A 25058-nucleotide genomic window follows, 5' to 3' on the forward strand; every position below is an offset into this window, starting at 1 on the left:
GATGCTGATGACGCTACCGCCGCCGCGTGACGGCTAAACACTTCGCTTTATTTTTGGTTTTTTCGAATTCTGGCGATTTAGTAAGGAGCACCGTTAACGGGCGACGATAACTTCAACGCCGCGCCGCTCGAACTCGGCACGGTTCTCGGCTGAAATTCCATCGTCAGTAATCAGCGTGTGCACCATCTCGACGCCGCCGAGAGCCGAGAAGGCTACCCGGCCGATTTTGGTTGAGTCTGCCAGCAAATAGACATGCGAAGCGGCCTTCACCATGGCGCGCTTGACGTAGATATCGCCAATTGAGGGGTAAGTCAGACCAACATCGAAGGAGACACCGGCAGTCGCGAGGAAGAGCTTCTCGGCGTAGATCCCGACGAAGAACTCAACGGATTTCTCGCCACTGAGTGAAAGCGTTGGCGCCTTGAACTGCCCAGCGGGCATATGCACCGTGTTCGTCGGCATTGCTCCCAAGATGAGTGCGATATTCAGGCCATTGGTGATGATATTCAGTTCTTGGCGGGTGCGCAGGTTTTCCGCGAATTGGGTAGTTGTCGATCCTGAATCGATGATCAAGGTTTCGTTATTGCCGACCAGGGACGCAGCAACCTGACCGATCTTGCGCTTTCGCTCCATGTTATCGACGTGCTGCAGGGACATAGACTGCACTTGGTGCGGAACAGATCGCAGGTATGCACCGCCGTGCTCCCTAGTGATGAACCCTTCCGCGTCAAGTCGCTCCAGGTCCTGCCTTATGGTGGCTTCGGAAACATGGAAGGCCCCCGACAAGTCACGAACCCGAGCGCTACCCTCTTCCTGAAGCCACTCCAGTATGCGCATGCGGCGCGGCTCAGCCAATAGCTGTGGCTGCGCACTCTGCTCAGTTGCCCGTTTGCGTCGAGCCCTTCGAACTCTATCCACCCCACCTCCGGCAATCTTGTCGAAAACGCGTTAGATGCCTTTAGCATGATCCGGTGCCTGTCAGACAATGAAAACAGGCTTCCAAACGCACACATGCACATTATAACGCAGAAAAACGCATAAATCGAACAATATCGCCATTGCGTCGCCATCCTGAGCGCTGTAGCACTCGGGACAATCTGGGAAACGCAAGCTAGCAGCCATGACGCCGTGCAACACACGACTAGCTCTGCCAGCGCCACCAAATTGATAGGGAGGCCATTGATGTCATCGTCCACAAAAGTGCCAAGGAATGACGCCGTAACCCAGATCGCGTCCAAATCGCTCTGGATTCGCAGGCGCAGCTTTCAAATGGTCTATGAGGCTCAGCAGGGACACCCCGGCGGTGATTTTAGTGCCGCAGACATTCTCGCAACACTCTATTTCGGTGTGATGCGGTTTGATCCGCGAAAGCCGAATGATCCCGGTCGCGACCGGTTCGTGATGAGCAAGGGACACTGCTCCGGCGCCTTTTACGCTGCGCTGGCCGCCGCTGGATATTTTCCGGAGGATGAGTTGAAGACCTACATGGAGCCGCTCAGTAAGCTCAACGGTCACCCGAACCGCAACTACCTGCCAGGCGTCGAGACCAACACCGGTCCTTTGGGCCATGGACTACCTGTCGCGACCGGCATCGCCATCGCCGGCCAGCTTGACAACGCCGATTTCCGCACGTTCGTTTTGACAGGCGATGGCGAGTTGCAAGAAGGCAGCAACTGGGAGTGTGCACTGACTGCTGCTCATCGCAAGCTCGAGAACCTCACGCTGATCGTCGACCGCAATCGCCTGCAGCAGGGCGCGCGCACCGAGGACACGGCGACACTTGACCCTCTCGACGAAAAATGGCGCGCCTTCGGTTGGCATGTCGAAATGGTCGACGGCCATGATCATGCCCAATTGCTCGATGTGCTCTCGGCACCAGCGAAAGGGCGGGGCAAGCCGCTTTGCGTCATTGCCAATACCTTTAAGGGCAAGGGCGTCAGCTTCATGCATGACAACGTGTCCTGGCACCACGGCGTGCCCAACAAGGAACAGTACGAACAGGCGATGGCGGAACTGGTCTGATGAGCGCAGTTGAACAAACAACGGATGAGCTGTTCGACTGCCGCGAGAGCTTCGCGCAGACGATCGAGGCGCTCGCTGCGGAAGATCCGCGTATTGTTACAGTAGTAAGCGACAGCGTCGGATCCTCCAAACTGGGTGGCTTCCGCACCAAGTTTCCCGACCGCATGGTCAATGTCGGGATTGCCGAGCAGACATTAGTGGCCGTCGGCGCCGGACTCGCCAATGGCGGCAAGGTGCCCTTCGTTTCCGCCGCGTCATGCTTCATCACCGGCAGGGCGATGGAGCAGGTCAAGGCCGACATCGCCTACTCCAACGTCAATGTGAAGCTCATTGGCCAGTCGAGCGGTGTTGCCTATGGTGAGCTTGGGCCGACCCACCATTCGATAGAGGACCTGGCCTGGCTTCGCCTGTTCAACAACATGAAGCTGATCGTGCCAGCGGATCCCTGGCAGACAAGCGAGGCCATTCGGGCCGCGGCTGCTCATGACGGGCCGGTTTTTGTTCGTATCAGCCGCATGAAGGTCCCGGCCCTAGAGCGGTCCGCTGATGCCCGATTCGAGATTGGCAGCGCGGAAACCCTGGTCGAGGGCGACGACGCGACGATTATCGCCAACGGCACCATGGTGCATCGCGCCGTCGCTGCTGCTCGTCTTCTTGCTGACGAAGGCATTGCCACCCGCGTCGTGAACATGGCGACCGTCAACCCGCTCGACGAAGCGGCAATCGCCGCAGCAGCCGACACCGGAGCCATTGTCACCCTCGAAGAACACTCCGTCCGTGGTGGGCTCGGGGGCGCAGTTGCCGAACTGGTCGCCACGACCAATCCCGTTCCCATGCGCATACTCGGCTTTCCGGGCTTCGTGCCCACCGGCTCTGCAGAATTTCTGTTCGATCATTTCGGGCTCAACCCCGCCGGTATCGCCGATGCCGTTCGCCAGACTGTCGCGCGCAAGAGATGACAAGCGAGTTGATCCTCGCCATCGACCAGGGCACTACCAACACCAAGGCGCTGTTGGTCGATGCCGCAGGTCAGATTCGGCACCAGGCTTCGGTACCGAATCTGGTGAACTATCCTCAACCCGGTTGGGCGGAACAGTCGGCAACGGCGCTGTTCGATGGTGTCAGGCAGGTGATCGCAAAGGTGCTCGACAGCGCCGGCGGTGCCACCATTGCCGGCATCGGCATTTCCAATCAGCGCGAATCTGTTCTGGTCTGGAATGCGCAGACCGGCTCGCCGATAGGCCCGGTCGTCGTCTGGCAATGTCGCCGTTCGGCGCCCAAATGCGATGCGCTGCGCGCTTCAGGGCATGAAGACCTGATCGCGGCGAAGACCGGATTGGCGCTCGATCCCTTGTTTCCCGCAGCAAAGATCGCGTGGCTCCTCGACAATATACCGGGCGCCCGAGAGCAAGCCGAGCGTGGTGACCTGCGTGCGGGCACCGTGGATAGCTGGCTGTTGTGGAATCTCACCGGCGGTACGACGCACGCAACGGACCATTCAAACGCGGCGCGTACCCAGCTCTTCAATACCGAGACCCTGAGCTGGGACGAAGAGCTGTGTGCGTTGTTCGAGGTTCCGGTCGCGATGCTGCCAGAGGTGAAGGCATCCGAGACCCGCTTTGGCGTGACAGCCGAGGGGGCGACCGCCCTGCCCGCCGGAACACCGGTTCTGGCAATGATCGGGGATTCACATGCCGCTCTGTTCGGTCATGGCGCGCGCCAGCCCGGAGCAGTCAAGGCAACCTATGGTACGGGCACCTCGCTTATGGCGCTTACGCCATCGCGCCTGCACTCGCGCAATGGCATTTCAAGCACGATTGCCTGGAGCCAGAAGGACACGATCCAATATGCACTCGAAGGCAATATTTCCGTTTCCGGACAGGCAGCTGCGTTCATCGCAGAGCTGCTGGGTCTGGAGAACGCCGCAGCGCTCACGGCGCTGGCGCGGACGGTACCGGACAGCAATGGGGTCGCCTTCGTACCGGCCCTAGTCGGCCTCGGGGCGCCTTATTGGCGTTCAGACGCGCGCGGAACGGTCACCGGAATGAGCCTTGGCACCAAGCCGGCCCATATGGCGCGCGCAGCACTTGAGGCCATCGCCTTTCAGGTTGCCGATGTCTATTCAGCCATGCAGGCGGACATGGATAGTGAACTTGGAGAGCTTCGGGCGGATGGCGGCGCATCGCGCAACGATCTGCTCATGCAGTTTCAGGCCGATATCCTGTCTCGACCTGTCGCGGCCGCGGCCGCGCCGGAAGTGAGCGCCCTCGGCGCTGCCGCGCTGGCATTTTCGTCGCTGGGCCACGACCTGCCGGCGGTTGCAGCAGCCAAGCACTTTACGCCTCAGATCAAGGCGAGCTTTGCGCAACAGCATCGTCAGCGCTGGCAAATAGCCGTGGCACAGACCTTGGCTGGCCACCCGCAAGAGCATGAGACTTCAGGAGGAAACCAATGACAACACAGCGTTTTGGCGCCGGCATCTGGCACTTCGCGACCTATCTCGACCGCTATGCCACAGATGGCTACGGGGCGCCGCGCAGCGTCATCGATGCAATCGATCTGGCGGGCAAAGTACGCGACCTTTCGGTCGTCGACATCAACTATCCTTTTTTCGGCGGCGACTTCTCCAACGCCCAGATCAAGGAAGCGCTCGAGCGTAACAATCTCGGTGTCATCGGCATCACCCCCGAGATCTACACGCGCGAGTTCACCAAGGGTTCGTTCACCAATCCCGACGCCGGGATCCGCCGGCGCGCGCATGAACTCGTAACCGAGGCCTGCGATGTGGTACGCGCGTTCGATGCCGACTACGTCAAGCTATGGCCCGGCCAGGATGGCTGGGATTATCCGTTCCAGGTGGACTATGGCACGCTGTGGAAGAACTCCATCGACGGGGTCGCTCAGCTAGCCAGCGAAAACCCCGATCTCAAGTTCGTAATCGAGTACAAGCCGCGCGAACCACGGGTTCGCATGAGCTATGGCTCCGTTGCCCGGACGCTGCTCGGCATCGAGAAGATGGGTCTGCCCAATGTCGGCATCCTGCTCGATTTCGGGCACGCCATCATGGCCGGAGAGTCGGCAGCGGACAGTGCTCAGCTTGCCATCGACTATGGCCGTCTGTTCGGCATGGACGTCAACGACAACTACCGGTCATGGGACGATGACCTCGTTGCCGGCAGCTTGCATCCGCTGGAGCTTTTCGAGTTCTTCTACGTGCTCAGGAAGAACAACTGGGAAGGGGTCTGGCAGCTCGATCAATTTCCCTTCCGCGAGGACAGTGTTGCCACGGCCGATCACGCCATCGACTTTTTGAAAGCCGCAGCCAAGGGCCTCGATGCCCTCGATGTCGATGCACTCAGGGAAGCGCAGGGCCGCCACGATGCCATTTCCGCCCTAAAGATCGCACAAAAGGCGCTCTTCGGCGCCATGGGAGAGTAAACCGACATGACCAATCTGCCCCGCGAGAAGCGCGCCCGCCTCATCCTCAATACCGACGCGAAGAACGAAGCGGACGACCAGTTCACAATCGTTCATGCCTTGCTCACACCGACATTCGATTTCCACGGCCTGATACCGGCGCATTTCGGCGATCACCGCTCGAAGACGGCAATGGAAGACAGCCGCAAGGAGATCGACCATCTGCTGGCGCTGATGGATCTGTCCGGCCGTATCCCAGTTGCTAATGGCGCGGCAACCGCCCTGCCTGACGAGCAGACGGCCGTCCCCTCGCCCGGCGCGCAGATGATCATCGACGAAGCGATGAAGGATGACGACCGGCCACTGTACGTCGCGTTTCTTGGCCCGCTCACCGATATGGCCTCTGCCCTCCTCATGGAACCCAGACTGAATGAGCGCAACGTCATCTGCGTCTGGATTGGCGGCGGCGTCTGGCCCACCGGCGGCCGAGAATTCAACCTGATGAACGATATCGCCGCAGCCAATGTCGTCATGCGGTCGAATGTCGAGGTCTGGCAGATTCCCTCCACCGTTTATCGCATGATGTCGGTAAGCTATGCCGAATTGCAGGAACGCTGCGAGGAGAAGGGGCCGATCGGCAAGTACCTCGTCGACCAGCTCATCGAGTGGAACCTGCGCGTGCACAAGGGGCCGATCGAACATCGCTCGCTGGGCGACACCCCATCGCTGTCTGTCATTCTTAACCCGATGGGTGGCACCTATGAATGGCGCCCCGCCCCTGAGTTCAGCCCGCATATGCACTACGTTCACACCGGGCAGCACCGGCCGATCAAGGTCTACGACACGATCGACATCCGCTACATCCTCGAAGACTTCTACGCAAAGCTCGCCCGTTTCCATCGCGGCGTGCAGGAACTGGCGAACTTCGGTTGATTTTCCCCTGCTGGAACCGGCCAGGTCCATCCTGGACGGTCCTGCCCCACTCTTTTTGACGGTGCGATCGTAGGCATACCCTACAGCGCATCGTCATATGCACCTCGAGACATTCGAATGCCTAAAGGCAGCACCGACCAGCGGCGCATCTCCAGTAGGTTAAGTCCTACGCCCGAAAAAGTGAAGTGGTCACTCCCCCGACCAGCAAGCGCATGTCATACAGCCAGCGGCTGCTAGACCACTAAGCGATTGATCAAGAAGTCCTCAGAACACAAACCGCGTTGCGGCGGGAGTGACCAACACCCTGCTTGCTGGCCCATCCTGTCAGCATTGTACAATACAATGCGACCGGCCGTCGAAACCTAATGTCTCCAACCGTCTGATCGCCAGGCGTGTCAAACGGCAATGTCCGCTTTTTCGAGTACCGAAAGGCGCGTCTAACGGCCAAAGTGGGCGCGTTGCTGACCGGCAGCTGCCGACCCAGATCTGGCCAGGCCGGCGCAGCTGTCTGCGTGGGCCATGTCGAGCACGAGACTGCACAGGAGCGCAGCCCTGCGTCCCGCGATCCGTGCCCGCCGCCGGGACATCTGTCCCATCGACACGCGGATGCTAGGGCAGGAGTTAGCAAGAAAAGAATCTGATCTGAGAGATTTCGGAATCCGCATCTGGAACCGCCAGCCCTCTCGCGTCAGGGTCAGGTGCGGAATCCGTGCCGAGCCGGGGGTTTTGGCTCCAGGCGCGCCGGGATCCCGGATGGTTCCGGGCAATGGGCCGACTGGTACATTTGCTGGTACATTTGGCGTTCGCGACATGAACACTCTCCATTTGGAGACGTCCGATTCGCTATAAACCCTTGAATTACAAGGGTTTGAGAACTGCCGGTAGAGCGGAAAGTAATGGCGGAGAGAGAGGGATTCGAACCCTCGAGACGGTTCCCCGCCTACACACTTTCCAGGCGTGCGCCTTCGACCACTCGGCCATCTCTCCGCGATGCCCTTTGGGTCATGAGTCATGGACCCGGGGCAAGCGCGGCGCACTATAGTCAGGAATGGCTTTGGTGCAAGGGATCACAGGGCCGATATTGGCTATTGTTTTGCCGCCTGCAGCGCTTATCTCGTTGATCATGCCCCGTGGCGCCATTTCTGGCAACGTTTCTGCAAAGTGTGGCATTGCAGAATGGATGGTGCCGGCACTGGCCTAGTGCGGCACGAGCGGAACGCGCCGGGGATACGATGCGGCTGATATTTCGGATTGTTGGGACCTGGCTGATTGGTCTGGCATTGGTGGTGGTCGTCATCGACGGTACCAAATCACTGGCGTCCGATGCCATTGTGACAACGCAAATGGCGGATATGTGGATGCTGGTGCATGCACCAAGTCTTGAGGCGGTTCGCGAGTTTTTCGCAACGCGGCTATTTGCGGAGTTCCTCGGGGGCCTGTTCGCGACCCTCCTGACATGGCCGGCCTTTGTGGTGATTGGTGTGCCGGGATTGGTTCTGGCCTTTCTGGGTCGTCGCAAGCGGCCTTACCGGCTGGTGCGGCAGGATGATTATTGAGCTGCTACAGATTTCTGCGTTCGCTCACCGTATGACGGTGAAGAAAGGATTATGACGATGTTCTTCAAGCGCAAACCTTCGAGCGTTCCGGCACTTGGCGAGGCTCTGGCAGGCCGGGACAAGGAGATGCCGGTTGCCTCCGAGCACTTCGTCAACGGAGCCGCTCTCAAGGGTCCCTACCCCGAGGCCAGCGAGACCATCTATTTCGGTATGGGATGCTTTTGGGGTGCCGAGCGCCTGTTCTGGCAGCTGCCCGGCGTACTCGTCACCGCCGTTGGGTATCAGGGCGGGCAGACGCCAAATCCCGACTACGACGAGGTCTGCTCGGGCCAGACCGGGCACACGGAAATCGTCAAGGTGGTCTACGATCCGGCGAAGATCTCGCTCGAAACCCTGCTGAAAACGTTCTGGGAAGAGCACGACCCGACCCAGGGCATGCGCCAGGGCAATGATGTGGGCACACAGTATCGGTCCGCGATCTACACCACTACGGATGCGCAGGCTTCGGTTGTTGCTGCGAGCAAACAAGCCTACGAGGCTGCTCTGGGTCAGCGTGGGCTCGGGCCCATCACCACCGAGATCCGGCCCGCGCCTGACTTCTACTATGCCGAAACCTATCACCAGCAATATCTCGCCAAGAACCCGCGCGGATATTGCGGACTGGCAGGCACCGGGGTCAGTTGTCCGGTCGGCGTGGGTGTTGCCGCCGAATAACGCATAGGGACTGTATTGAATGGGCCCCGCCGCCTTCGTGTCGGCGGGGCTTTTTTCATGCGCCAGGCTGCGTATCGACAGGGGTAACGCGGTAAAGGTCGAGAGGCCCTTCGGATGGTATCGGCACCAGCCAGTCAGGCAACGTGCCGTCGCGAAGCTGTCGCACCAGCGCCTGTGCGTCGGCCAGAAACAGCCCCCGCATTTCCGGCATTTCGGGGCAGATTACCACGAGGTTGATCTGGCGCTCCCTCAAGATCTCAAGTGCAATATGCGGATCCTCATTGAGGAACCGGAAGACATCGTGCACGCCTTGCTCATTGCGATGGTAGGGGGCCCCGACAACACTGTGCGGAGTCTCTAGCAGCAGATGTGAGCCGAGATCGATCGGGGCCATCACTCGTTGCGCCGGCATTTGCGCCAGATCGCGGAAGGCTTCCGGCGCCATGCACTGAGCACGATCGGCGCGGGCCTCGCGTACTTCGCTCACAGAGTTCGGCAGCACGTTGACGAACGCCGTTACCGCAATCACCACCACCACGCCGGCAAACGCAATCCACCCACTCAGTAGTGCTACGCCGCGCATCACGGTCTGGCGTGCAATAAAGCGCTCGCGCAAGATCGCGATCAGCCAGGCGGCGGCGGGAATGGCCAGCATCGTCGTCAGCCGGGCGCCACGCACCTGTGCCAGCATGACAAGGGCCGCAATACCGAGGAACAATGCCAACAGCCCCCAGGCCGCGCGATCCTCTGGCACACGCAGCAGCCTGAATGTGATGATCGCCAAGCCGAAGAGCGGCGGCAGGCCCACCGCAACCGTATAGGCGGGCAGGTTCGACAGGCTCTCCCACCAGGGCTTAGCCTCGGCGATGGCATAGATCCAGTTCTCGCGCAGCCAGGGGTCAACGCCTGCGTAAGGGCCGTCGAGACATTGCGGAAACAACATAAAGACTATGGCGACGCTGGCTGCGCCGGTGCTCACCCCTATCAGCAGCCGCCAAGGCCACTGGCGTGGCGCCGGTATGACACAGAGCAAGAGAAGGGCCGCACCAGCAATGAGGGCCGCTGCGACATAGTCGATCGAGAGCGCATCGCAGGTTGGCTGCAGCCAACGCTCCGGCGGCAAGGCAATGACGAGGTGCAGCAATGTTGCCGCGGCAAAAGAGATGGCGAAACCTCGAACCGGACGCAGATTGTCCGGTGCGAATATCCACACAAGTCCGAAGGCGAGAATAGAAGCAGCAATTGCGGGCAGGCTTTCGGTGGCAATGGCAAGCGCCGTGGCAGCCAGAATGCCGGTCCATACCGCAAAACCGGGTCGCTTCAGCGCCTCGATCGTGGTCCAGGCGATGGCCAGCGTCAGAATAATCTGGACGTTGTGATGATCGACCCGGCCGGGCCCGAACTCGTTGGTAACTGCCGGGCTCACGATTGGCAGAACCAGCGCTGGTAACAGCCCCTCCGGACCGACCAGCCGAAGCACAAGGCGTCCGCTCACCCACAAAAGTATGAACAGCAAGAGGAGCGGCCAGATATGGCCAACCGCCGCCATGGTGCCCTCGCCCAGAAATGGACGCAGCAGCAGCGACAGGCCAGCCAGCGGCAGGTCGATCAGCCGGGACCAGTGAATCTCTGCGCCGAAGGGCGTGTTCAGGCGGTGCTGGACATGATCATACCAGCCCTGCCCGTTGAGAAGATCGGTAACCACCACCATACGCATGGCGTCGTCGGTGTCGGTGAACAGCGTACCGGTGCTGTTTCCCCAGTGCGCGCGCAAGAGCGTTACAGCCAGTGCCGCAAGGTAGACGAATGGCAGCACCCTCCATAGCGGAGCGGTGTTCTTTCGCCCCTCGAAGTGCTGATTTGCGGCGATGTGGTCTCGGCTGCCCAAGGTGCGACCCCTGCCCCGGTGTACTCCGCAAAGTCTTAGATCGGCTTGATTAAGATCGCTTGAAGCCACGAAAAAGGGCGGCGAAACACTCGCCGCCCTTTTTCGTCAGGGGAGAAACATAAGGCGTTTTAGCCTCGGGGCTGCGGTACAACACGCAGATAAGGCTTGAGTTCCTTCCAGCCGCCAGGAAACTTCACCTTGGCATCTTCATTGGAGACCGCCGGGACGATGATGACATCCTCGCCATCCTTCCAATTCACCGGCGTTGCGACCTGGTGCTTGGCGGTGAGCTGAAGGCTGTCGATGACGCGCAGAACTTCATCGAAATTACGCCCGGTCGAGGCGGGGTACTCGATCTTGAGTTTCACCTTCTTGTCGGGCCCGATGACAAACACCGAACGCACGGTCAGCGTGTTGTCGGCGTTGGGATGAATCATGTCGTACTTGCGCGCGACCTCGCCGTCCCGGTCGGCGATCAGGGGAAAGTTCAGCGCTGTTCCTTGAGTCTCCTCAATATCGGCGGCCCAGCCGGCGTGATCCTCGACCTTGTCGACGCTCAGCCCGAGAACCTTGACGCCGCGCTTTTCAAACTCCGGCTTCAGCTTGGCAGTATAGCCGAGCTCCGTGGTGCACACGGGCGTATAGTTTTTCGGGTGCGAGAACAGCACCGCCCACGAACCCTCGATGTAATCGTGGAAGTGGATGGTGCCTTCGGTCGATTCGGCGGTGAAGTCCGGGGCGGTATCACCAATCAGGATTGCCATTGTCGTGTCCTTTGCTCGCTCTGTCAGCGTGCCGTTTGTTATCTCGACAATATCGTTGCAGCAATCGCCGAGATAAGCCGCTTTGGGCGGAATGATTTTACGTTTTGCGCCCTGCCTCCGGCAAAGGGTTGCCTGCTTGGCAGGGCAAGGCAAATACACCTATTCGGCTGCCACTGCGGGCTCCGGCGCGCCTTCGGTCCAGGTGACGTTCATTCCCTCAAGCGGGATGACCGAAAGCGACATTTTTCCCGAGCCCTGCTGCACCTCGCGTGCGTGCGCGAGATAGATCAGCGACTGGTTGCGGGAATCGTAAATGCGCGTCACGCGCAGGCTCTTCCAGATCAGAGAGCGGCCTTCGCGGAAGATCTCCTCGCCACCCGACCGCGTTTCGATATCACCGATGGTGATCGGGCCTGCAGCAGTGCAGTCGAGCGCTGAGTAGGACGGGTCCTCGAACCAGTTGCCCTGCTGCAGCCTGTCGATGAAAGAGCGAGAGAAATAGGCGAGATGGCAGACGACGCCCGCGACCTCGGGATCGGCAATGGCATCGACAACAACGTCGTTGCCGGTCCAGTCGACGCCCACGCTACCGACCTCCTCCTGTCGCGAGCAGCCCGCCACGGCAAGCAGGGCGACACACAGGGAAAGGACGACGCCGGCGCGCCGGAAGCGTTGGCTCATGATCGTGAGGCTCCGTTTGAATGGTGACCTAAAGATAGGCCGGCAGTGGCTGCAAACAAGCCGGTTAACGCTTTGATCGATCGAGATGGCGCTCGAACAGGCGTACCAGCAGCGACAGCGAAATGGTCATTGTCAGATAGAGGAACGCGACGACATTGTAGGTCTCGAAGAACTTGAAGGTTCCTGAGGAGTAGACCTTGCCGAGCTGGGTGATGTCCTGAACGCCCAGGGCGGAGACTAGCGCCGAGTCCTTGATCATCGAGACGAAATCATTGCCGAGCGGCGGCATCACCGTGCGTAGGGCCTGGGGCAAGATGATCAATCGGAAGGTGCGGATGGGCGACAAGCCGAGGGAGCGGGCCGCCTCAATCTGGCCCTTGTCCACCGCCTCGATACCGGCCCGAAAGATCTCGGCGATGAAGGCGGAATAGCAGATCGTCAGCGCAAAGATCGCGCGCCAGACGAAGTCGAACTGGCGCACCGTTACCGCTTCCATTGCACCAGCGCTGATGAGCGGCGTCAGCAGCCAGTTGATGCCGGCGATTGTCGCGGGTGCGCCAACGAATGCCACGTAAAACAGGAAGACGAGGATCGGTATGCCACGGATGAGTTCGACATAGAACGTCGCGATCTCGCGCAGCACGCGATTGCCGCCCGTGCGCATCAGGGCGAACAGCAGACCAAGCAGCGTTGCCGATACGAAGGCGACTATGGTTACCCACAAGGTGGTCACGACACCATCCGAAAGGCTTCGGAAAATGTTGCGATAGTCGGCGTCAGCGACGATCAGCCAAAGGCCGAGCACGAACAGCAGCGCCATGGCGACGAGCCACCAGGGCACGTCGCGCAGGGCGCGGCGGGTCGAAGAGTTTCGGGACATGCGGATGGAAGGCGGCGCTATTGCGCCGCGTTATAATCGTAGAACCATTTCTGCTCGAGCGTATCGAGCGTGCCGTCGGCCTTGATGGCTGCAAGCGCTGCGTTGACCGGCTCGACCAGATCTGACCCCGGCGGGAAGATGAAGCCGAACTCTTCGGTGCCGAGCGCTTCGCCGATGACTTTGAAGGCTCCCGGATTGGCGCCGATATAGCCTTCGGCCGAGGTCGCATCCATCAGCACCGTGTCCACATCACCGGCGGAAAGTGCCTGAACTGAAGCGCCAAAGGTCTCGAACAGCTTGATGCGCGGATTGGATTCGTCACCATCAAGAACGTCATAGACGGCCACGTAAAAATTCGTTGTGCCGGCCTGCGCCCCGACGAGGAACTCCTCGTCTGATGCGAAGGTCTCGGCGTTCTCGAACCGGTCTTCGTCGGCGCGAACGAGCATGAATTGCTGGCTGGTGAGGTAGGGATCGGAGAAATCGATCTGCTCGGCGCGCTCGGCGTTGATGGTGATGCCGTCCATGCCAACATCGAACTGGCCGTCACGAACTGCCTGGATCATCACATCCCAACTCGCCAGTTCCCAATCGACCTCTGCATTGAGCCGCTCGGCGATCTCGTTGAACAGATCGTACTCGAGCCCGACGCCTTCACCGGTCTCGGGATCAGTGAAGTTCAGCGGAACATAGGCGTTCTCGGTCACGGCCACGATGGTGCGGCCATCGAGATCGGGAAGATCCTGCGCGGCAGCCGGCGCGACCGAAGCCGCGAGCGCGACGACGAGGAACAGAACGGAGGATTTCATGAGGCGGCAGTCTCCTATGTCGCGATTGCGGCCGGAGCCGCGTTGGCGCCACATTAAACCAGGCTCTTGCGGTTTGGAACTCGTGATTGAGTGCCGTTAGCGGTCAAGATGGCCGAGGTCGCGGTCCGGGTCGAGATGATCGCGTACGCGCTGCTTGAGCGCCTTCACATCCGGAAAGCCGCCGTCGCGCTTGCGCTCCCAAATCAGCGCGTTGTCGACGTGAATTTCGAAGATGCCGCCAGTACCCGGTACCAGCGTCACCGATCCCAGGTCGGTGCCGAAAGTCGACAGCACTTCCTGCGCCATCCATGCGCTGCGCAAAAGCCAGTTGCATTGCGTGCAATAGGCGATGGTGATCTGCGGCTTGCTCATCGCATCAGCCTAGTCCGGCTTCGCGGCAAAGCAAAGCGCCGCCCCGTGGAGCGGCGCACTGTTATTAAACCCCGAGGCGTTCGATCTCGCGGGCAAAAAAGCTGCCGGGCTGCGGCGTCAGCATCTGGCCTGATCGCCGCCCGGTCAGGGCCGAGTGCCACATATGGATACCAAGCGTTTCAGCACCGATGCGGCCTGCGATATCGCTACCTGGTTCGAGCAAAGCCGTCGCGGTGCCATACGGCATCGGATAGAACGTCATGCGCGAGCGGATGAACGGTTCGAGCCCGAGCGTCCGCACGTAATAATTGAGCGGTGCCGGCCCGGTTGCGCCGAACTGCATGTGGTGAACCGGCAGGTCTTCGCCCAAAGCCTTGCGGATCCGGACTTCCAGCGCCCGCCACGGCGGAAGACCGGGCGGGATGGCGCCAGGGGCAAACACCGCCTTGAGCGCGTGCAGCAAATCGCATTCCGGCGGGCAGAGGAACACGGCATTGTTGATTTGCGCGGTGAAACCGTTCCGCCAGCTGGGCTCGGCTTCAATGCCGAATACGTATTCCGGCAGGTTTTCGAACGGGCGCACGCAGTAGACATCGCAGTCTGCCCAGATCCCCGTGCCGCGCTCCATCAGCACCAGCCGCATGTAATCCGCGAATACCGCCGGGGTGCGATTGCCCTTGTAAAAGAACATCTGGTCCTGCGGCACCAGTTCCGATGCATCGCGCAGTTCGGTGCCCTTTGGAACCGGGCCGACTTCATCATAGGCAAAAAGGATAAATCGGTGCCCCTTCTCAAGGAACGAGGCGATACACACGCGCTCGAGAAAGCTCAACTGGCCGTGCCAGAAGGAAACGATGGGCAACAGGCTCATTTGCCGGCAAACGGATTGAGGCGCTTGAAGCCGCGCAGCAGCCGCTCGCGCCAGAAGGCGTAGAACACCGCGTTGGTCATCACATGCCGGTAGAGCCGACCGAAGGCGACGCTTTGCAGCATGCCGGCGGTCAGGCTCCAGGGCCTCACCTCACCGGTGAAGTGCAACAGGAATGGGTCCATCGCCTGGTGCGCCATGCGCGGGTCGACGACATTGTAGCGCCAGTCGAGCCGCTTCCAGTTGCCCCGGAAAATCAGGTTGAGCATGTCCTGATCGTAATAGAGGCGATTGAGATAGCCCTTGCGCTCGAACTCGGCGAGATGGCCGGCAATATTGGCCCGGGCGAACTTTTCGAGATCGATCACCAGCATGCCCGAATTGAAATAGGGCAGCGCCGGATCGAAGATGTCGCGCTTCTCGCGCAAATCGCGCCCATTCATGTTGAACAGGCGCCACGGATCCTCGACCGCCGCCAGCGCCTTGCCGTCAAGATCCATCTGCCACAGACGCTCGATCGGGCCCATCATCATCGTGTCGCAGTCGAGATAGATGACACGCGGCGTACCCTCCGGCAGCAGCCGATCGAGCAGCAGGCGGGCATAGATCACCGGATGCAGCCGCCGCGCCACGGGAAGGCGCTCACGCATCGCCCTGAACCGGTCGCTTTCGGCCAGGCGGTGATGGACCAGCGTTGCGCCGAACTCCTCGGCGATCTTGTCGAGCGCGGCGTAGCGCTTTTCGGCAAGCCCCTCATGGCAGAGGTGAAAGACGAGGTCGCGGCGTCGCGTTGTGTTGAGACACACAGAGCGCATCACCGCAAACGCCGGCGCCCAAAAATTGTCGTCGAAGGCCAGAGCCACGTGGATGGCCTGAACCGGCTTCATCGCATTCATTCTTGCAGTGCCCCCGTCCCGGCCCGCGCGAGGTTGACGATGTAGGCGGCCATGAAACCGAACAACACCGTCTGGGTGATAATGCCGAAAACCGCGTTCGTGAGCCCCAGCGCCAGATAGGCGGTGGCGAGTACCAGAGCAAGATAGACCGCAGGTCCCCGATGGTGATGCGGTGCACGGGCGGCTTCAAACAGCGGCGCGAAGATAATCAGGAGATAGCTCACGAGGCCAACGAGCCCGCCAATGACTGCAAAATCGGCGATATCGTTGTGCAAATGGTCATAGGTCGGCATCTCAGTGCCAGCGGGCGCATAGCTTGCGGTGATGGCGATAAAATCAGCCATGCCGTGACCGAAGACCGGCGCGGCGAGAAAGGCATTGTAGGCCGACTGGTACATCAGCAGGCGTTGCGCCACGGAATCGTCGGGGGCTTCACCGCTGGTGATGATCGCCGCGACTTGATGCAGGGTGCCGCCGCCGGGCAGAACGCCAAGCCAGGCAAGTGTCAGCAGCAGTGCTACCGCCATGAGCCCGAGTGCCATCGCCAGCACCAGCCGCCGCACGCGCACCCCGATCATGAACAGATACCCAAAGATCGCGATGACCAGCACCGGCAGGATCGCAAGGATGGGCCCGCGTGAGCCGGAGAGAATGACGGCGCCAGCCCCGGCGGCCGGGGCGCAGAGCATGACGGTCCGACGCCATCCGGTGCTTCGCGGAATAGCTGCCGGCGGCAGGAAGCCGAGCGTCAGCGCGATCGCCGCAAAATGCAGCGGGTTGTTGACAGAAAAACCCGCCCGCTGATGTCCGGCGACCGTCACGTCAAACAGCGCCACGGCCAACGCAAAGAATGCCCCCGCCGATGCCGCCAGCGCCGCACGCTCCAGCGAAACCTGCCTGCCACCGGCACCCAGCAGCGCCGCCATCGGCGCCGTCAGGAACAGCGGCGTGAACAGATAGATGGCCAGAAGATCCTGCGGCCCCTCGGCAGACAGCGAGAAAGCCCCGAGCAGCAGAAGTGTTGCAACAAGCGGCAGGGTGATGCCCGGATGCTGCAACAATCCCTTCCAGGCAAACAGTGGTGCGCCGACGATGGCCAGGCCGCAGAACACAAAGAATGCGATATTGGCGGCTTCGGGCAACCCGGCAGGCGTTGCGAGCGCAACCGTCATCGCGGCAATGGCCAGCCAGCCGCGTGCCGCCACGAGCGTGACGGCACGATTATCAACATTCTTGACGTCGCCGGCGTTCACGGCTGTCAGCGCAGCCAGCCCGTGGGATTCGGGTGCAACTGCATCAGACCGTTCTTCGTCGCTTCGTCGATCCGGCGGATCTCGTCGTCGTCGAGATCGAGGTTGTTGAGGACGCCGAGATTGTCCTTGAGCTGCTCAAGATTGCGCACACCAATCAGCGCCGACGTCACTTCCTTGCGCCGCAACACCCAGCTCAGGGCAAGTTGAACCATGGACTGGCCGCGTGAGCGCGCAATTTCCTCGAGATTCTCGACTGCCTCAAGAACGTTCGGCTCCACATGGCTCTGGCGCAGCGACGAATTCTGGGCATCTGCGCGCGTGCCAGCCTTGTCGCCGCGGTTGTATTTTCCGGACAGCACACCCTGTGCCAACGGAGAAAATGCGATGATGCCGATGCCGAGCTCGTCGCAGGCATCGATGGTTCCATCATCCTCGATCCAGCGGTTGAGGATCGAGTAGCTCGGCTGGTGAATGGTTGTGGCGACGCCCATCTCCTTGAGGATCCGATAGGCCTCGCGGGTCTGCTTTTCCGGGTAGCTTGAAACGCCGACATAAAGCGCCTTGCCCGAGCGAACCGCGTGCGCAAGCGCGCCCATCGTTTCCTCGAGGGGCGTTTCGGCATCGTAGCGGTGCGAATAAAAGATATCGACGTAATCAAGGCCCATGCGCGACAGGCTCTGATCGAGGCTCGCAAGCAGATACTTGCGGCTGCCGAAGTCGCCGTAGGGGCCGGGCCACATACCGTAGCCGGCTTTGGTCGAGACGATCATCTCGTCCCGGTAGGGACGGAAATCGCGTGCCATCACTTGCCCGAAGAGTTCTTCGGCAGAGCCCGCCGGCGGCCCGTAATTGTTGGCAAGATCGAAATGGGTAATGCCGGCATCAAAGGCATGACCGAGGATCTCCATGGCGCTGGGGTAATCACGTGTCCCACCGAAATTCTGCCAGAGCCCAAGACTGACCAAAGGCAATTTGAGGCCTGAACGGCCCGAACGGCGGTATTGCATGGTGTCGTAGCGTGCCGGATCGGCCCGATAGGTCATGTTGTCTCCTCGCGATGATATGCTGCCGGATGCGGATAGGCTTGGCGCCGCCGGACCTGTGGTGATATTGGCGAGCCATGACAGCATCGCCCCCAAACGATTTGAGCGCCAATCTGCCCGATCGCCGTGGCCCGTTCAAGGTCATGGCGCTCTACAAGTTCGTCGCATTTCCCGATGCCGACGCAATTCAGCCGCAGCTGGCAAAGTTCTGCTGCGGGCACGGGATCAAGGGCACCCTCATCCTCGCGCCAGAGGGCATTAACGGCACTGTCGCGGGAACAGAGGCTGCGATCGATGCGCTTGCAGCGCTTCTGCTGCATTCCGAACTGTTCGGCGACAGGCTGGCGGGCGCCGAAATCAAGTACTCGAGCGCTGCCGAAATGCCGTTCCTGCGCATGAAGGTGCGTCTCAAGTCCGAGATCGTCACGCTTCGCGCCCCTGAGGCAAATCCGGTCGAACAGGTCGGGACCTATGTCGCGCCACAGGACTGGAACGCGCTGATCGAGCGCAACGACGTGGTGCTGGTCGATACACGCAACGATTATGAGGTTGGTCTCGGCAGCTTCCAGCGGGCGCTTGATCCGCACACGCAGAACTTCACGGAGTTCAAACAGTTCGTCGAGCAAAACCTCGATCCGCAGCGTGACAAGAAGGTCGCGATGTTCTGCACCGGAGGCATACGCTGCGAGAAGGCATCATCCTACCTTCTTAGCCGGGGCTTCGAGGAAGTCTATCACCTCAAGGGCGGCATCCTTGCTTATCTCGAAACTGTGCCGGAGACAGACAGCCGCTGGCACGGCGAGTGCTTCGTCTTCGATGAGAGGGTTTCTGTCGGCCATGGACTGGTAGAAGGCGAGGCGAGCCTTTGTCGGGCGTGCCGGCACCCGCTGAGTGCCGAGGATCGCGCGCATCCGGATTATCACGAAGGCGAAAGCTGCCCATATTGCGCCGGCAGCGGCTTGGCGGAGCGTGCTGCGGAACGTCAACGCCAGATGCAGCTCGCTGAACAGACCGGACGCGCGCATCTCGGCGACGAGGCGCGTCAGCATGCCGAGACGATAAAGGCCGAAAAGCGGGCGCGTCGCGAGGCCGACCGTCAGCGTGCGCGCAGCGCCCAGTCCTGAGCTTAGCCGTCTGTGGCTGCGGTTGCCGAGGCTTTCGCCGCGACACTCTCACGGCGCATCTGTGTCGTGATGTCGAGGCTCTTGGCCAGCGCCAGTAAGAGCAGAAGGCCGGTCGCCAGCAGGATACCATCGAATACCGGGTCCGGCTGGCGCTCGGATTTGAGGATCTGTCCGAACAGCGACAATAAGGTGCCTGTCGCGAAAACCGGCAGGCCGAACCGGCCCAGAAGCCGAAAGGGCGCAGCGTAGCGCGAAGCCGCAAAATGCCGGATCAGCGTGAGAGACGACAGCACGTAGAACAGCGCGAACGCATGCACCATGCGCGGCAGGTCGAGATAGCTCTTGTTGAACCAGGTAAAGTGATCCGGCAGGCCGAGATCGTTGATCTCCCCGAGCATGCTGCGGCCAGCAGCACCGATTGCGGGGATGCGCATCCACAAGGCGATGAATATCACCAAGGCCGCTGCAAAGCCGAAGAGCATCGGGTTGAATGGCACGAAGCTCCGCTTCTGCTTCATCGCAGCGCCGCACAAAAGCCCGACGACGAACAGAAGCTGCCAGGCGAACGGATTGAGGAACCAGCCGCCATTGCCGGGAAAGTTCGGGAAATTGACCTGAAGAACGCCAACAACTGCCCACACGACAAGCGAGCCGGCAACCAGCAGATAAGGGTGCCGCAGCCCGAGTGGCAGCAGGAGCGGCGTTACGGCCAGAAGCACGATGTAAAGCGGCAGGATATTGAGGTATCCGAGCTGGTAGGTCATCAGCGGCAGGCCAACCAGCGCCCCGGGCGTCTTGTCGAACAGCACGGAGATCCCATTGGTCTCGAGCACATCCGGCAGGCCAAACCACAACGCCGCGGCGGCAAACATCGCCAGCGCTATCGCCGTGATGGTGAGGTGAACGAAATAGAGTTGGCGTGCGCGCGCCAGAACCCGCGCTGCTGCAACCCAATAGCGCTCCTTCAGGAAGGCGGTGGAATAAGCGAGCCCCGCAGCCATGCCGGACATGAACACGAACGCCTCTGCGGCATCGGAAAAGCCGAAATTGCGGTTCGTGAAGTTTTCGTAGAGTGTGCCCGGCACGTGGTTGATGAAAATCATCACCAACGCCAGGCCGCGAAACATGTCGAGCCGCGCGTCGCGGCCAAGCGGGACGCCGGCAGTATCGCGGCTGAGTGGCAGGAAGCGGCCAAGAGCCTCCTTCAGGCTGCGGCGCGGCGGTGTCTCGCGTACCGCCACGGCCGCGGGATCACGCGGATACACGTGCGGCGTCCTTCAGCTGCCATCCCTGGGCAAAGTGATTGACGCCGGTCTTCGACCACGCCTCGAAAACCTCGAGATAGGTGCGCACGACACGCGGCGGATCAAGGCTTTCAGGTGTACCCAGAAGCCACGAGCGCTTCGCCAATGGCGCTGAGCTAAAGGCGATCAGAAAGGGGGCGAGCAGCAGCGGCAGCGCCACCGGCAACACCCACACCAGGCTATCAAACGTTAACACCGCGGTAACACCAATGGCGCTGATGCCGAGGGCGACGATCCACCAGCTGGCGGCGAACCCCTCCGACAGAGTTACCCTGCTGCCATCGCGCGCCGTTGCCGGCCACCCGCCATCCGTTCCGAGAAGGGTCTGGGCGATGGCGCGAGTCTGCAGCACCAGCATGACCGGCGCCATCACGGTAGAGAAGGCGATCTCGACCAGCACCGATATCAACACCGCTCCCGTGCCGCCAAAGCGCTTGTTGCGCCCATCGAGCAGGCCCCTGAGGACGATGAGTAGCTTCGGCAGTACGAGGATCGAAAACACTGCGATTGCCAGCGCCATCAGCCCGGCCTCGGCTTCGAGCATGACGGAATCGGCGAAGACGCGCTGCGGCATGACGCTGGCCAAGAGGCTAGTGAGGAGCAGTGCCAGCCATAGGGGCGAGGCGAGATAGGCCATGATGCCCTGCAACAACGTGAACCGGCTCCACCACAGCAGGCGCGGGGCGCCAAGAATGCGACGATGCTGGAGATTGCCCTGGCACCAGCGCCTGTCGCGCTTGGCATATTCGATCAGATTGTCCGGGCCTTCCTCGAAAGAGCCGCCAAGGCGGGGATCGACGTGTACCTGCCAGCCGCCACGCGCCAGAAGCGCCGCCTCGACATAATCGTGGCTGAGGATATGCCCGCCATGCGGCGCGGGACCCGACAGTTCGGGCAATCCACAGCAAGCGGCGAAAGCCGACATGCGCACGATCGCGTTGTGTCCCCAATAAGGCCCCTCGTCGCCCTGCAGCAGCGCGGCGCCACGGGCGAAGTGCGGTGAAAAGCACCCGGCGGAAAACTGCATGCAGCGCCCGAAGAACGAGCGCGCCGCGATGACCCGTGGGACCGTCTGCAAGAGACCAAGCCGAGAATTCTCGTCCATGCGCTGAGCCATTTCCACAATGGTCTCACCGGACATCAGGCTATCGGCATCGAGGATCAGAGCGTAATCGTAGGCGGCGCCTGAGCGAGACACGAAATCTTCGATATTGCCGGCCTTGCGTCCGATATTGCGCTCGCGGCGACGGTAGTACACCCGACCGGCGGCGCCTGGCTCGTCCAACAGCCTTGCGAACCAATCTGCTTCCTCAGCCGCCACCGCGTCACGCGTCGTGTCCGAGAGGATGATGAAGTCGAACCGGCTCTCAGCCCCCAAACGCACAAGGTCGCGGTTCATCGCGGCGATGCGCGCAAAGCTTGCCTGGGGATCCTCATTATAGACCGGCATCAATATTGCCGTGCGACCGCGAGGCGATGCTGCCATGGCAGCGGGTTTCCGGCCTGCGGGCAGAAGAGATCCCACCAGCCCGAAGGACGTTCCGAGCACCAGCCAGAACAAGGTGATGGCCAGCAACGCGGTTCGCGCCCAGTCTAGCCAACTCGCACCGCCAGCCGTCGCGGAGGCAAAAAACACATAGGCACCGCCGCCGCTTGCACCCAGCGCAAGGGTGACGAGGCAGACACGCGCAATGCTGGATGTCTTCATGACACAGCCATTGCGGCTTAACGCCAGCTGAGCGCGAACAGCGCTCGCTGCAACAGACCGATGCGCGGCTGCTGAGGGCGCTCTAGAACCTGCTTGGGCATAGCGAGCGGGGCATCAGGCAGTTCGCCATAAGCGGGGTAGAGCGGCTGATACTTCATTGATCATCTCTCCACTGATACAGCCAGGTTTCTGTCAATACGTGCCCGCCCGACACGAGATATGCTTTCAGTTCGATTGGTGCCGGCCCATCCGACGCGACGTCGATGACGAGACGCCAGACACCACTTGCCGGCACGTAGGAGAGCGTCGAAGTCTCGACCTTCCCACCCGACGCTGTTGCGAGAACATCGATCGTCGCCCCGCCCGGCAGCGACTCCAACGGACCGCCGGTGAAGTCGATGACGAATTTTCGCAGGTTGTCGGCATTCTCGACACCCGACACACCGCCCTGCCCGGCAAGCGTTTCGGTGACATACGCGTGATCGCCGTCCGGCTGGGGCTCAAGGTCGCCCCATATCAGCCGGTAGTTGAATTCACGCGCGTCGCCAGCTTTGACCGGCTCGGACGGAATCCAGAACGCAACGATATTGTCGTCGGTTTCCGTTCGTGTCGGAATTTCTATGAGCCTGACCAGCCCCGCCCCCCAATCGCCAAGAGGCTCCACCCGCAAGGAGGGACGGCGCTCGTAATGGGCGCCAGCATCCTGGTAGGATTCAAAGGCGCGGCCACGCTGGAACAGGCCGAAACTGCGCGGATCGGTTTCCCCGAAATAGGAGTTTCCGAGCGTCGCGGTGTTGTTCAGCGGCCGCCATAGCCGCTCACCGGTCGCCCGCTCGATCGCAAGCCCGTTGCTATCATGGACCTGGGGCCGATAGTCATCGAACCCGGACCGATTGACGTCGGAGAACACGAACATCGACGTTAACGGCGCAACGCCCAGTTCGCGCACGTCATGACGGAAGAACAGTCGCGCCGTCACCTCCATGCTGGTCTCCTGACGATCGGGACCAGCGGGCGTGATGACGAACCGGTAAGCACCGGTGACGCTCTCGCTCTCAAGCGCCGCATAGATGGTCAGCGGTTCGCCGGCAACCGGCCGCTCCAGATAGAATTCGCTGAAGCGCGGAAACTCTTCCGGCCCCTCGCCCCAGGAGTTGATGACGAGACCACGCGCGCTCAGCCCGTAAATATTGTCCCGCCCAAGCGCCCGGAAGTAACTGGCACCAAGGAACGAGACCAGCTCATCAAAGGCACCGTCACGGTTGAGTGGGTGATTGATCCGAAAGCCGGCGATACCGGGGAAATCGTCATGCCCGAGCTCTTCAACGAGTTCCGGGTCGTGGTAGTCGAAGTCATCGGCGGAAAACAGAAGCGGCGTGGCTTCGCCACCAGACACCTCATAAAGTTTCACCGGCTCAGGGTAGAGCCAGCCGGGATGAAACGCATGCAGGTGATACTGCGCGTCGTTGTCCTGCCATCTGGCATTTTCGGCTCGGAACTGAATCCGCCGATACCCATCATAATCGAGTTGCGCCAAAGGTGCCGGCAAGGCAGCAGGGGGCGCCGCATGTGCCGTTGTCGCACGCTGTCGCATGCGTTCGGCGAGGGCATCAAAATCGAAAGGCATGGATTGGGCGGAGGACTCATCCGCCGAGGCCGGCACCGCGAAGCCGGTACCGAGCAATCCCAAGGCAGCCATGCCGCCAAGAAGGGTTCTCCGGCTAAGCCGGGGAGCATCCGAGCTACTCAAGCAATAAATTCCTGTAACGCAATCAGGTCCATACCTTGCAGCAAGTTGTAACTTCAGTGACACGCGAAAAGTTGATGCATGGCTCCCTTGCATTTTCGGAATGGCGGGATTCGGGCAGCACCGTAGCTATTGTAAGGCCAAATGACAGGTCTTCAAACGGCCTGGCTGATTGCGGCGCGGAACGCATCGTCCCATGCGCTGTTCACTACCGACGCAGCGGCCAAGGAGACCCCACCATGTTCGAGCATTTCGTTGACGCACAGCGGGACGTTTTTCCGCAGGTGCTTGCGGAGCTGCGTCGCGGGCAAAAGACGTCGCACTGGATGTGGTTCGTATTTCCGCAGCTTGATGGCCTCGGCAGCAGTGACATGGCCAAACGCTATGCCCTCAAATCGGTACACGAGGCGGCGCAATATCTGCATCACCCGGTGCTCGGGTTGCGGCTGGAGCAGGCGACAGAGCTGGTGGAGGCTCACGCCGGCACACTCAGCGCTTACGATATCTTCTCAAGCCCCGACGACATGAAGTTTCACGCCTCAATGACGCTGTTCGCCAAGGCCAGCCCTTCACGCGAGATCTTCATGACAGCGCTTGCGGATTTCTTCGATGGCGAAGAGCACCAGAAGACGTTGGAACTGCTTCGGCGCTAGCCTGCCCGCACCAATGAATAATGACGCCCTTGCCTGTCAGCGGGCAAAGCGAGGCTGATCCGGATATCCGCTCGCTCAAGAAGCTCGGGCGCCCGTTCGGCCCACTCAACGAGAAGGATCGCACCCGGATCGTCGAACAGGCCGAGCTCAAGCAGTTCGTCGGGATCCCCGAGGCGATAAAGGTCGGCATGAAGGATGGTCTGTTCGCCCGCCACATAGGGCTGAACCAGTGCGAAGGTCGGCGAGGGCACTTCAAGGTTCGGATCGCCCGCCAGTGTCCTGATCATCGCCCGCGCGAGCGCAGATTTGCCGGCGCCGAGATCGCCTTCGAGGCTGACGATCTCGCCAGGCTTGAGCAGCGCAGCCAACTTGGCGCCGAGGGCATCGGTGGCGTCGGGATCTGCAAGCAGCCCTTCGGCGTCCATG

The 25058-nt window shown here is 61.0% G+C and carries 25 protein-coding genes, 1 tRNA gene and 1 pseudogene; 9 read left to right on the plus strand and 18 right to left on the minus strand.

What is annotated here, in order from left to right; all coding sequences use genetic code 11:
* Window positions 1-93: 93 nt before the first annotated feature.
* Both IE127_RS08405 and IE127_RS19695 read right to left on the minus strand, forming a co-directional pair.
* Window positions 94-657 (minus strand): DeoR/GlpR family DNA-binding transcription regulator, encoded by a 564-nt coding sequence (locus tag IE127_RS08405; RefSeq protein ID WP_244640157.1) that lies wholly within the window; start codon window positions 655-657, stop codon window positions 94-96.
* Between the two features lie 42 nt (window positions 658-699).
* Window positions 700-837, minus strand: a pseudogene (locus IE127_RS19695) (DeoR family transcriptional regulator); the annotation flags it as partial.
* 432 nt (window positions 838-1269) lie between these two features.
* Between IE127_RS19695 and IE127_RS08410 the strand changes: the two are divergent.
* Genes IE127_RS08410 through IE127_RS08430 form a run of 5 tightly spaced genes read left to right on the plus strand, consistent with a single transcriptional unit; the run spans window position 1270 to window position 6372 of the window.
* A complete protein-coding gene (locus IE127_RS08410; RefSeq protein WP_373297318.1) occupies window positions 1270-2022 on the plus strand; it encodes a transketolase in 753 nt (250 codons plus the stop codon).
* Window positions 2022-2981, plus strand: coding sequence for a transketolase family protein (locus IE127_RS08415; RefSeq protein ID WP_189425210.1), 960 nt, complete (start codon window positions 2022-2024; stop codon window positions 2979-2981). Before IE127_RS08410 ends, IE127_RS08415 begins: the two co-directional genes overlap by 1 nt.
* A complete protein-coding gene (locus IE127_RS08420; RefSeq protein ID WP_189425212.1) occupies window positions 2978-4477 on the plus strand; it encodes an FGGY family carbohydrate kinase in 1500 nt (499 codons plus the stop codon). The genes IE127_RS08415 and IE127_RS08420 overlap by 4 nt, the downstream gene beginning before the upstream one ends.
* Complete coding sequence (locus IE127_RS08425; RefSeq protein WP_189425214.1) at window positions 4474-5460, plus strand: TIM barrel protein; 987 nt, start codon at window positions 4474-4476, stop codon at window positions 5458-5460. The genes IE127_RS08420 and IE127_RS08425 overlap by 4 nt, the downstream gene beginning before the upstream one ends.
* Before the next feature lie 6 nt (window positions 5461-5466).
* Window positions 5467-6372: a nucleoside hydrolase gene (locus IE127_RS08430; RefSeq protein ID WP_189425216.1), complete on the plus strand. Its 906-nt coding sequence runs from the start codon at window positions 5467-5469 to the stop codon at window positions 6370-6372.
* An 897-nt stretch (window positions 6373-7269) separates the two neighbouring features.
* On the opposite strand, the gene IE127_RS08435 is transcribed toward IE127_RS08430, so the two are convergent.
* A tRNA-Ser gene (locus IE127_RS08435) sits at window positions 7270-7359 on the minus strand.
* Between the two features lie 245 nt (window positions 7360-7604).
* Here IE127_RS08435 and IE127_RS08440 point away from each other — a divergent pair.
* Together IE127_RS08440 and msrA are read left to right on the plus strand one after the other, a co-directional pair.
* Window positions 7605-7928, plus strand: a complete 324-nt coding sequence (locus tag IE127_RS08440) for a hypothetical protein (RefSeq protein ID WP_189425218.1) — start codon at window positions 7605-7607, stop codon at window positions 7926-7928.
* A 57-nt stretch (window positions 7929-7985) separates the two neighbouring features.
* The gene (gene msrA, locus IE127_RS08445; protein ID WP_189426061.1) at window positions 7986-8642 is read left to right on the plus strand and encodes a peptide-methionine (S)-S-oxide reductase MsrA; all 657 of its coding nucleotides are present in this window, start codon (window positions 7986-7988) and stop codon (window positions 8640-8642) included.
* Between the two features lie 55 nt (window positions 8643-8697).
* Here msrA and IE127_RS08450 read toward each other — a convergent pair whose 3' ends face one another.
* From IE127_RS08450 to IE127_RS08495, 10 genes are all read right to left on the minus strand, one after another.
* On the minus strand, window positions 8698-10530 hold the full coding sequence (locus tag IE127_RS08450) for a hypothetical protein (RefSeq protein ID WP_189425220.1): 1833 nt from the start codon (window positions 10528-10530) through the stop codon (window positions 8698-8700).
* Between the two features lie 128 nt (window positions 10531-10658).
* The gene (locus IE127_RS08455; protein ID WP_189425221.1) at window positions 10659-11294 is read right to left on the minus strand and encodes a peroxiredoxin; all 636 of its coding nucleotides are present in this window, start codon (window positions 11292-11294) and stop codon (window positions 10659-10661) included.
* A 159-nt stretch (window positions 11295-11453) separates the two neighbouring features.
* Entirely contained in the window at window positions 11454-11975 is a 522-nt protein-coding gene (locus IE127_RS08460; RefSeq protein WP_189425223.1) for a CreA family protein, read from the minus strand.
* Between the two features lie 64 nt (window positions 11976-12039).
* Window positions 12040-12855: an amino acid ABC transporter permease gene (locus tag IE127_RS08465; RefSeq protein WP_189425225.1), complete on the minus strand. Its 816-nt coding sequence runs from the start codon at window positions 12853-12855 to the stop codon at window positions 12040-12042.
* A 17-nt stretch (window positions 12856-12872) separates the two neighbouring features.
* Window positions 12873-13664: a transporter substrate-binding domain-containing protein gene (locus tag IE127_RS08470; protein ID WP_189425227.1), complete on the minus strand. Its 792-nt coding sequence runs from the start codon at window positions 13662-13664 to the stop codon at window positions 12873-12875.
* Between the two features lie 96 nt (window positions 13665-13760).
* On the minus strand, window positions 13761-14036 hold the full coding sequence (locus IE127_RS08475; protein ID WP_189425229.1) for an Rdx family protein: 276 nt from the start codon (window positions 14034-14036) through the stop codon (window positions 13761-13763).
* A 64-nt stretch (window positions 14037-14100) separates the two neighbouring features.
* Complete coding sequence (locus IE127_RS08480; RefSeq protein ID WP_189425230.1) at window positions 14101-14898, minus strand: glycosyltransferase family 32 protein; 798 nt, start codon at window positions 14896-14898, stop codon at window positions 14101-14103.
* A 5-nt stretch (window positions 14899-14903) separates the two neighbouring features.
* The gene (locus tag IE127_RS08485) at window positions 14904-15791 is read right to left on the minus strand and encodes a glycosyltransferase family 8 protein (RefSeq protein WP_189425232.1); all 888 of its coding nucleotides are present in this window, start codon (window positions 15789-15791) and stop codon (window positions 14904-14906) included.
* A 5-nt stretch (window positions 15792-15796) separates the two neighbouring features.
* The gene (locus tag IE127_RS08490; RefSeq protein WP_189425234.1) at window positions 15797-17053 is read right to left on the minus strand and encodes an O-antigen ligase family protein; all 1257 of its coding nucleotides are present in this window, start codon (window positions 17051-17053) and stop codon (window positions 15797-15799) included.
* A gap of 5 nt (window positions 17054-17058) precedes the next feature.
* Window positions 17059-18096, minus strand: coding sequence for an aldo/keto reductase (locus IE127_RS08495; RefSeq protein WP_189425235.1), 1038 nt, complete (start codon window positions 18094-18096; stop codon window positions 17059-17061).
* Between the two features lie 77 nt (window positions 18097-18173).
* Here IE127_RS08495 and trhO point away from each other — a divergent pair, with 77 nt between their 5' ends.
* Complete coding sequence (gene trhO, locus IE127_RS08500; protein WP_189425237.1) at window positions 18174-19220, plus strand: oxygen-dependent tRNA uridine(34) hydroxylase TrhO; 1047 nt, start codon at window positions 18174-18176, stop codon at window positions 19218-19220.
* A 2-nt stretch (window positions 19221-19222) separates the two neighbouring features.
* Here trhO and IE127_RS08505 read toward each other — a convergent pair whose 3' ends face one another.
* From IE127_RS08505 to IE127_RS08520, 4 genes are read right to left on the minus strand one after another with little or no spacing between them, the layout of a single operon-like run.
* The gene (locus IE127_RS08505) at window positions 19223-20485 is read right to left on the minus strand and encodes an OpgC family protein (protein WP_189425239.1); all 1263 of its coding nucleotides are present in this window, start codon (window positions 20483-20485) and stop codon (window positions 19223-19225) included.
* Complete coding sequence (gene mdoH, locus IE127_RS08510; RefSeq protein ID WP_244640159.1) at window positions 20472-22259, minus strand: glucans biosynthesis glucosyltransferase MdoH; 1788 nt, start codon at window positions 22257-22259, stop codon at window positions 20472-20474. Before mdoH ends, IE127_RS08505 begins: the two co-directional genes overlap by 14 nt.
* Window positions 22250-22390 (minus strand): hypothetical protein, encoded by a 141-nt coding sequence (locus IE127_RS08515; protein ID WP_189425241.1) that lies wholly within the window; start codon window positions 22388-22390, stop codon window positions 22250-22252. Before IE127_RS08515 ends, mdoH begins: the two co-directional genes overlap by 10 nt.
* Window positions 22387-23982: an OpgD/OpgG family glucan biosynthesis protein gene (locus IE127_RS08520; RefSeq protein WP_244640058.1), complete on the minus strand. Its 1596-nt coding sequence runs from the start codon at window positions 23980-23982 to the stop codon at window positions 22387-22389. The genes IE127_RS08515 and IE127_RS08520 overlap by 4 nt, the downstream gene beginning before the upstream one ends.
* 236 nt (window positions 23983-24218) lie before the next feature.
* Between IE127_RS08520 and IE127_RS08525 the strand changes: the two genes are divergently transcribed.
* Window positions 24219-24632, plus strand: a complete 414-nt coding sequence (locus tag IE127_RS08525) for a DUF1810 domain-containing protein (protein WP_189425244.1) — start codon at window positions 24219-24221, stop codon at window positions 24630-24632.
* Here the strand turns inward: IE127_RS08525 and tsaE are convergent.
* Entirely contained in the window at window positions 24629-25057 is a 429-nt protein-coding gene (gene tsaE / locus IE127_RS08530) for a tRNA (adenosine(37)-N6)-threonylcarbamoyltransferase complex ATPase subunit type 1 TsaE (protein WP_308430295.1), read from the minus strand. The genes IE127_RS08525 and tsaE overlap by 4 nt on opposite strands.
* Window position 25058 lies beyond the last annotated feature (1 nt).

It is taken from the genome of Devosia pacifica (assembly GCF_014652635.1).
GTDB classification, from domain to species: Bacteria; Pseudomonadota; Alphaproteobacteria; order Rhizobiales; family Devosiaceae; genus Devosia; species Devosia pacifica.

What these genes read in the sequence shown, in the direction of transcription:
- IE127_RS08405 (WP_244640157.1), bottom strand. Translation starts at nt 657, where the DNA reads ATGTCCCTGCAGCACGTCGATAACATGGAGCGAAAGCGCAAGATCGGT.
- IE127_RS08410 (WP_373297318.1), top strand. Translation starts at nt 1,270, where the DNA reads ATGGTCTATGAGGCTCAGCAGGGACACCCCGGCGGTGATTTTAGTGCC.
- IE127_RS08415 (WP_189425210.1), top strand. Translation starts at nt 2,022, where the DNA reads ATGAGCGCAGTTGAACAAACAACGGATGAGCTGTTCGACTGCCGCGAG.
- IE127_RS08420 (WP_189425212.1), top strand. Translation starts at nt 2,978, where the DNA reads ATGACAAGCGAGTTGATCCTCGCCATCGACCAGGGCACTACCAACACC.
- IE127_RS08425 (WP_189425214.1), top strand. Translation starts at nt 4,474, where the DNA reads ATGACAACACAGCGTTTTGGCGCCGGCATCTGGCACTTCGCGACCTAT.
- IE127_RS08430 (WP_189425216.1), top strand. Translation starts at nt 5,467, where the DNA reads ATGACCAATCTGCCCCGCGAGAAGCGCGCCCGCCTCATCCTCAATACC.
- IE127_RS08440 (WP_189425218.1), top strand. Translation starts at nt 7,605, where the DNA reads ATGCGGCTGATATTTCGGATTGTTGGGACCTGGCTGATTGGTCTGGCA.
- msrA (WP_189426061.1), top strand. Translation starts at nt 7,986, where the DNA reads ATGTTCTTCAAGCGCAAACCTTCGAGCGTTCCGGCACTTGGCGAGGCT.
- IE127_RS08455 (WP_189425221.1), bottom strand. Translation starts at nt 11,294, where the DNA reads ATGGCAATCCTGATTGGTGATACCGCCCCGGACTTCACCGCCGAATCG.
- IE127_RS08460 (WP_189425223.1), bottom strand. Translation starts at nt 11,975, where the DNA reads ATGAGCCAACGCTTCCGGCGCGCCGGCGTCGTCCTTTCCCTGTGTGTC.
- IE127_RS08465 (WP_189425225.1), bottom strand. Translation starts at nt 12,855, where the DNA reads ATGTCCCGAAACTCTTCGACCCGCCGCGCCCTGCGCGACGTGCCCTGG.
- IE127_RS08470 (WP_189425227.1), bottom strand. Translation starts at nt 13,664, where the DNA reads ATGAAATCCTCCGTTCTGTTCCTCGTCGTCGCGCTCGCGGCTTCGGTC.
- IE127_RS08475 (WP_189425229.1), bottom strand. Translation starts at nt 14,036, where the DNA reads ATGAGCAAGCCGCAGATCACCATCGCCTATTGCACGCAATGCAACTGG.
- IE127_RS08485 (WP_189425232.1), bottom strand. Translation starts at nt 15,791, where the DNA reads ATGAAGCCGGTTCAGGCCATCCACGTGGCTCTGGCCTTCGACGACAAT.
- IE127_RS08495 (WP_189425235.1), bottom strand. Translation starts at nt 18,096, where the DNA reads ATGACCTATCGGGCCGATCCGGCACGCTACGACACCATGCAATACCGC.
- trhO (WP_189425237.1), top strand. Translation starts at nt 18,174, where the DNA reads ATGACAGCATCGCCCCCAAACGATTTGAGCGCCAATCTGCCCGATCGC.
- IE127_RS08515 (WP_189425241.1), bottom strand. Translation starts at nt 22,390, where the DNA reads ATGAAGTATCAGCCGCTCTACCCCGCTTATGGCGAACTGCCTGATGCC.
- IE127_RS08525 (WP_189425244.1), top strand. Translation starts at nt 24,219, where the DNA reads ATGTTCGAGCATTTCGTTGACGCACAGCGGGACGTTTTTCCGCAGGTG.
- tsaE (WP_308430295.1), bottom strand. Translation starts at nt 25,057, where the DNA reads ATGGACGCCGAAGGGCTGCTTGCAGATCCCGACGCCACCGATGCCCTC.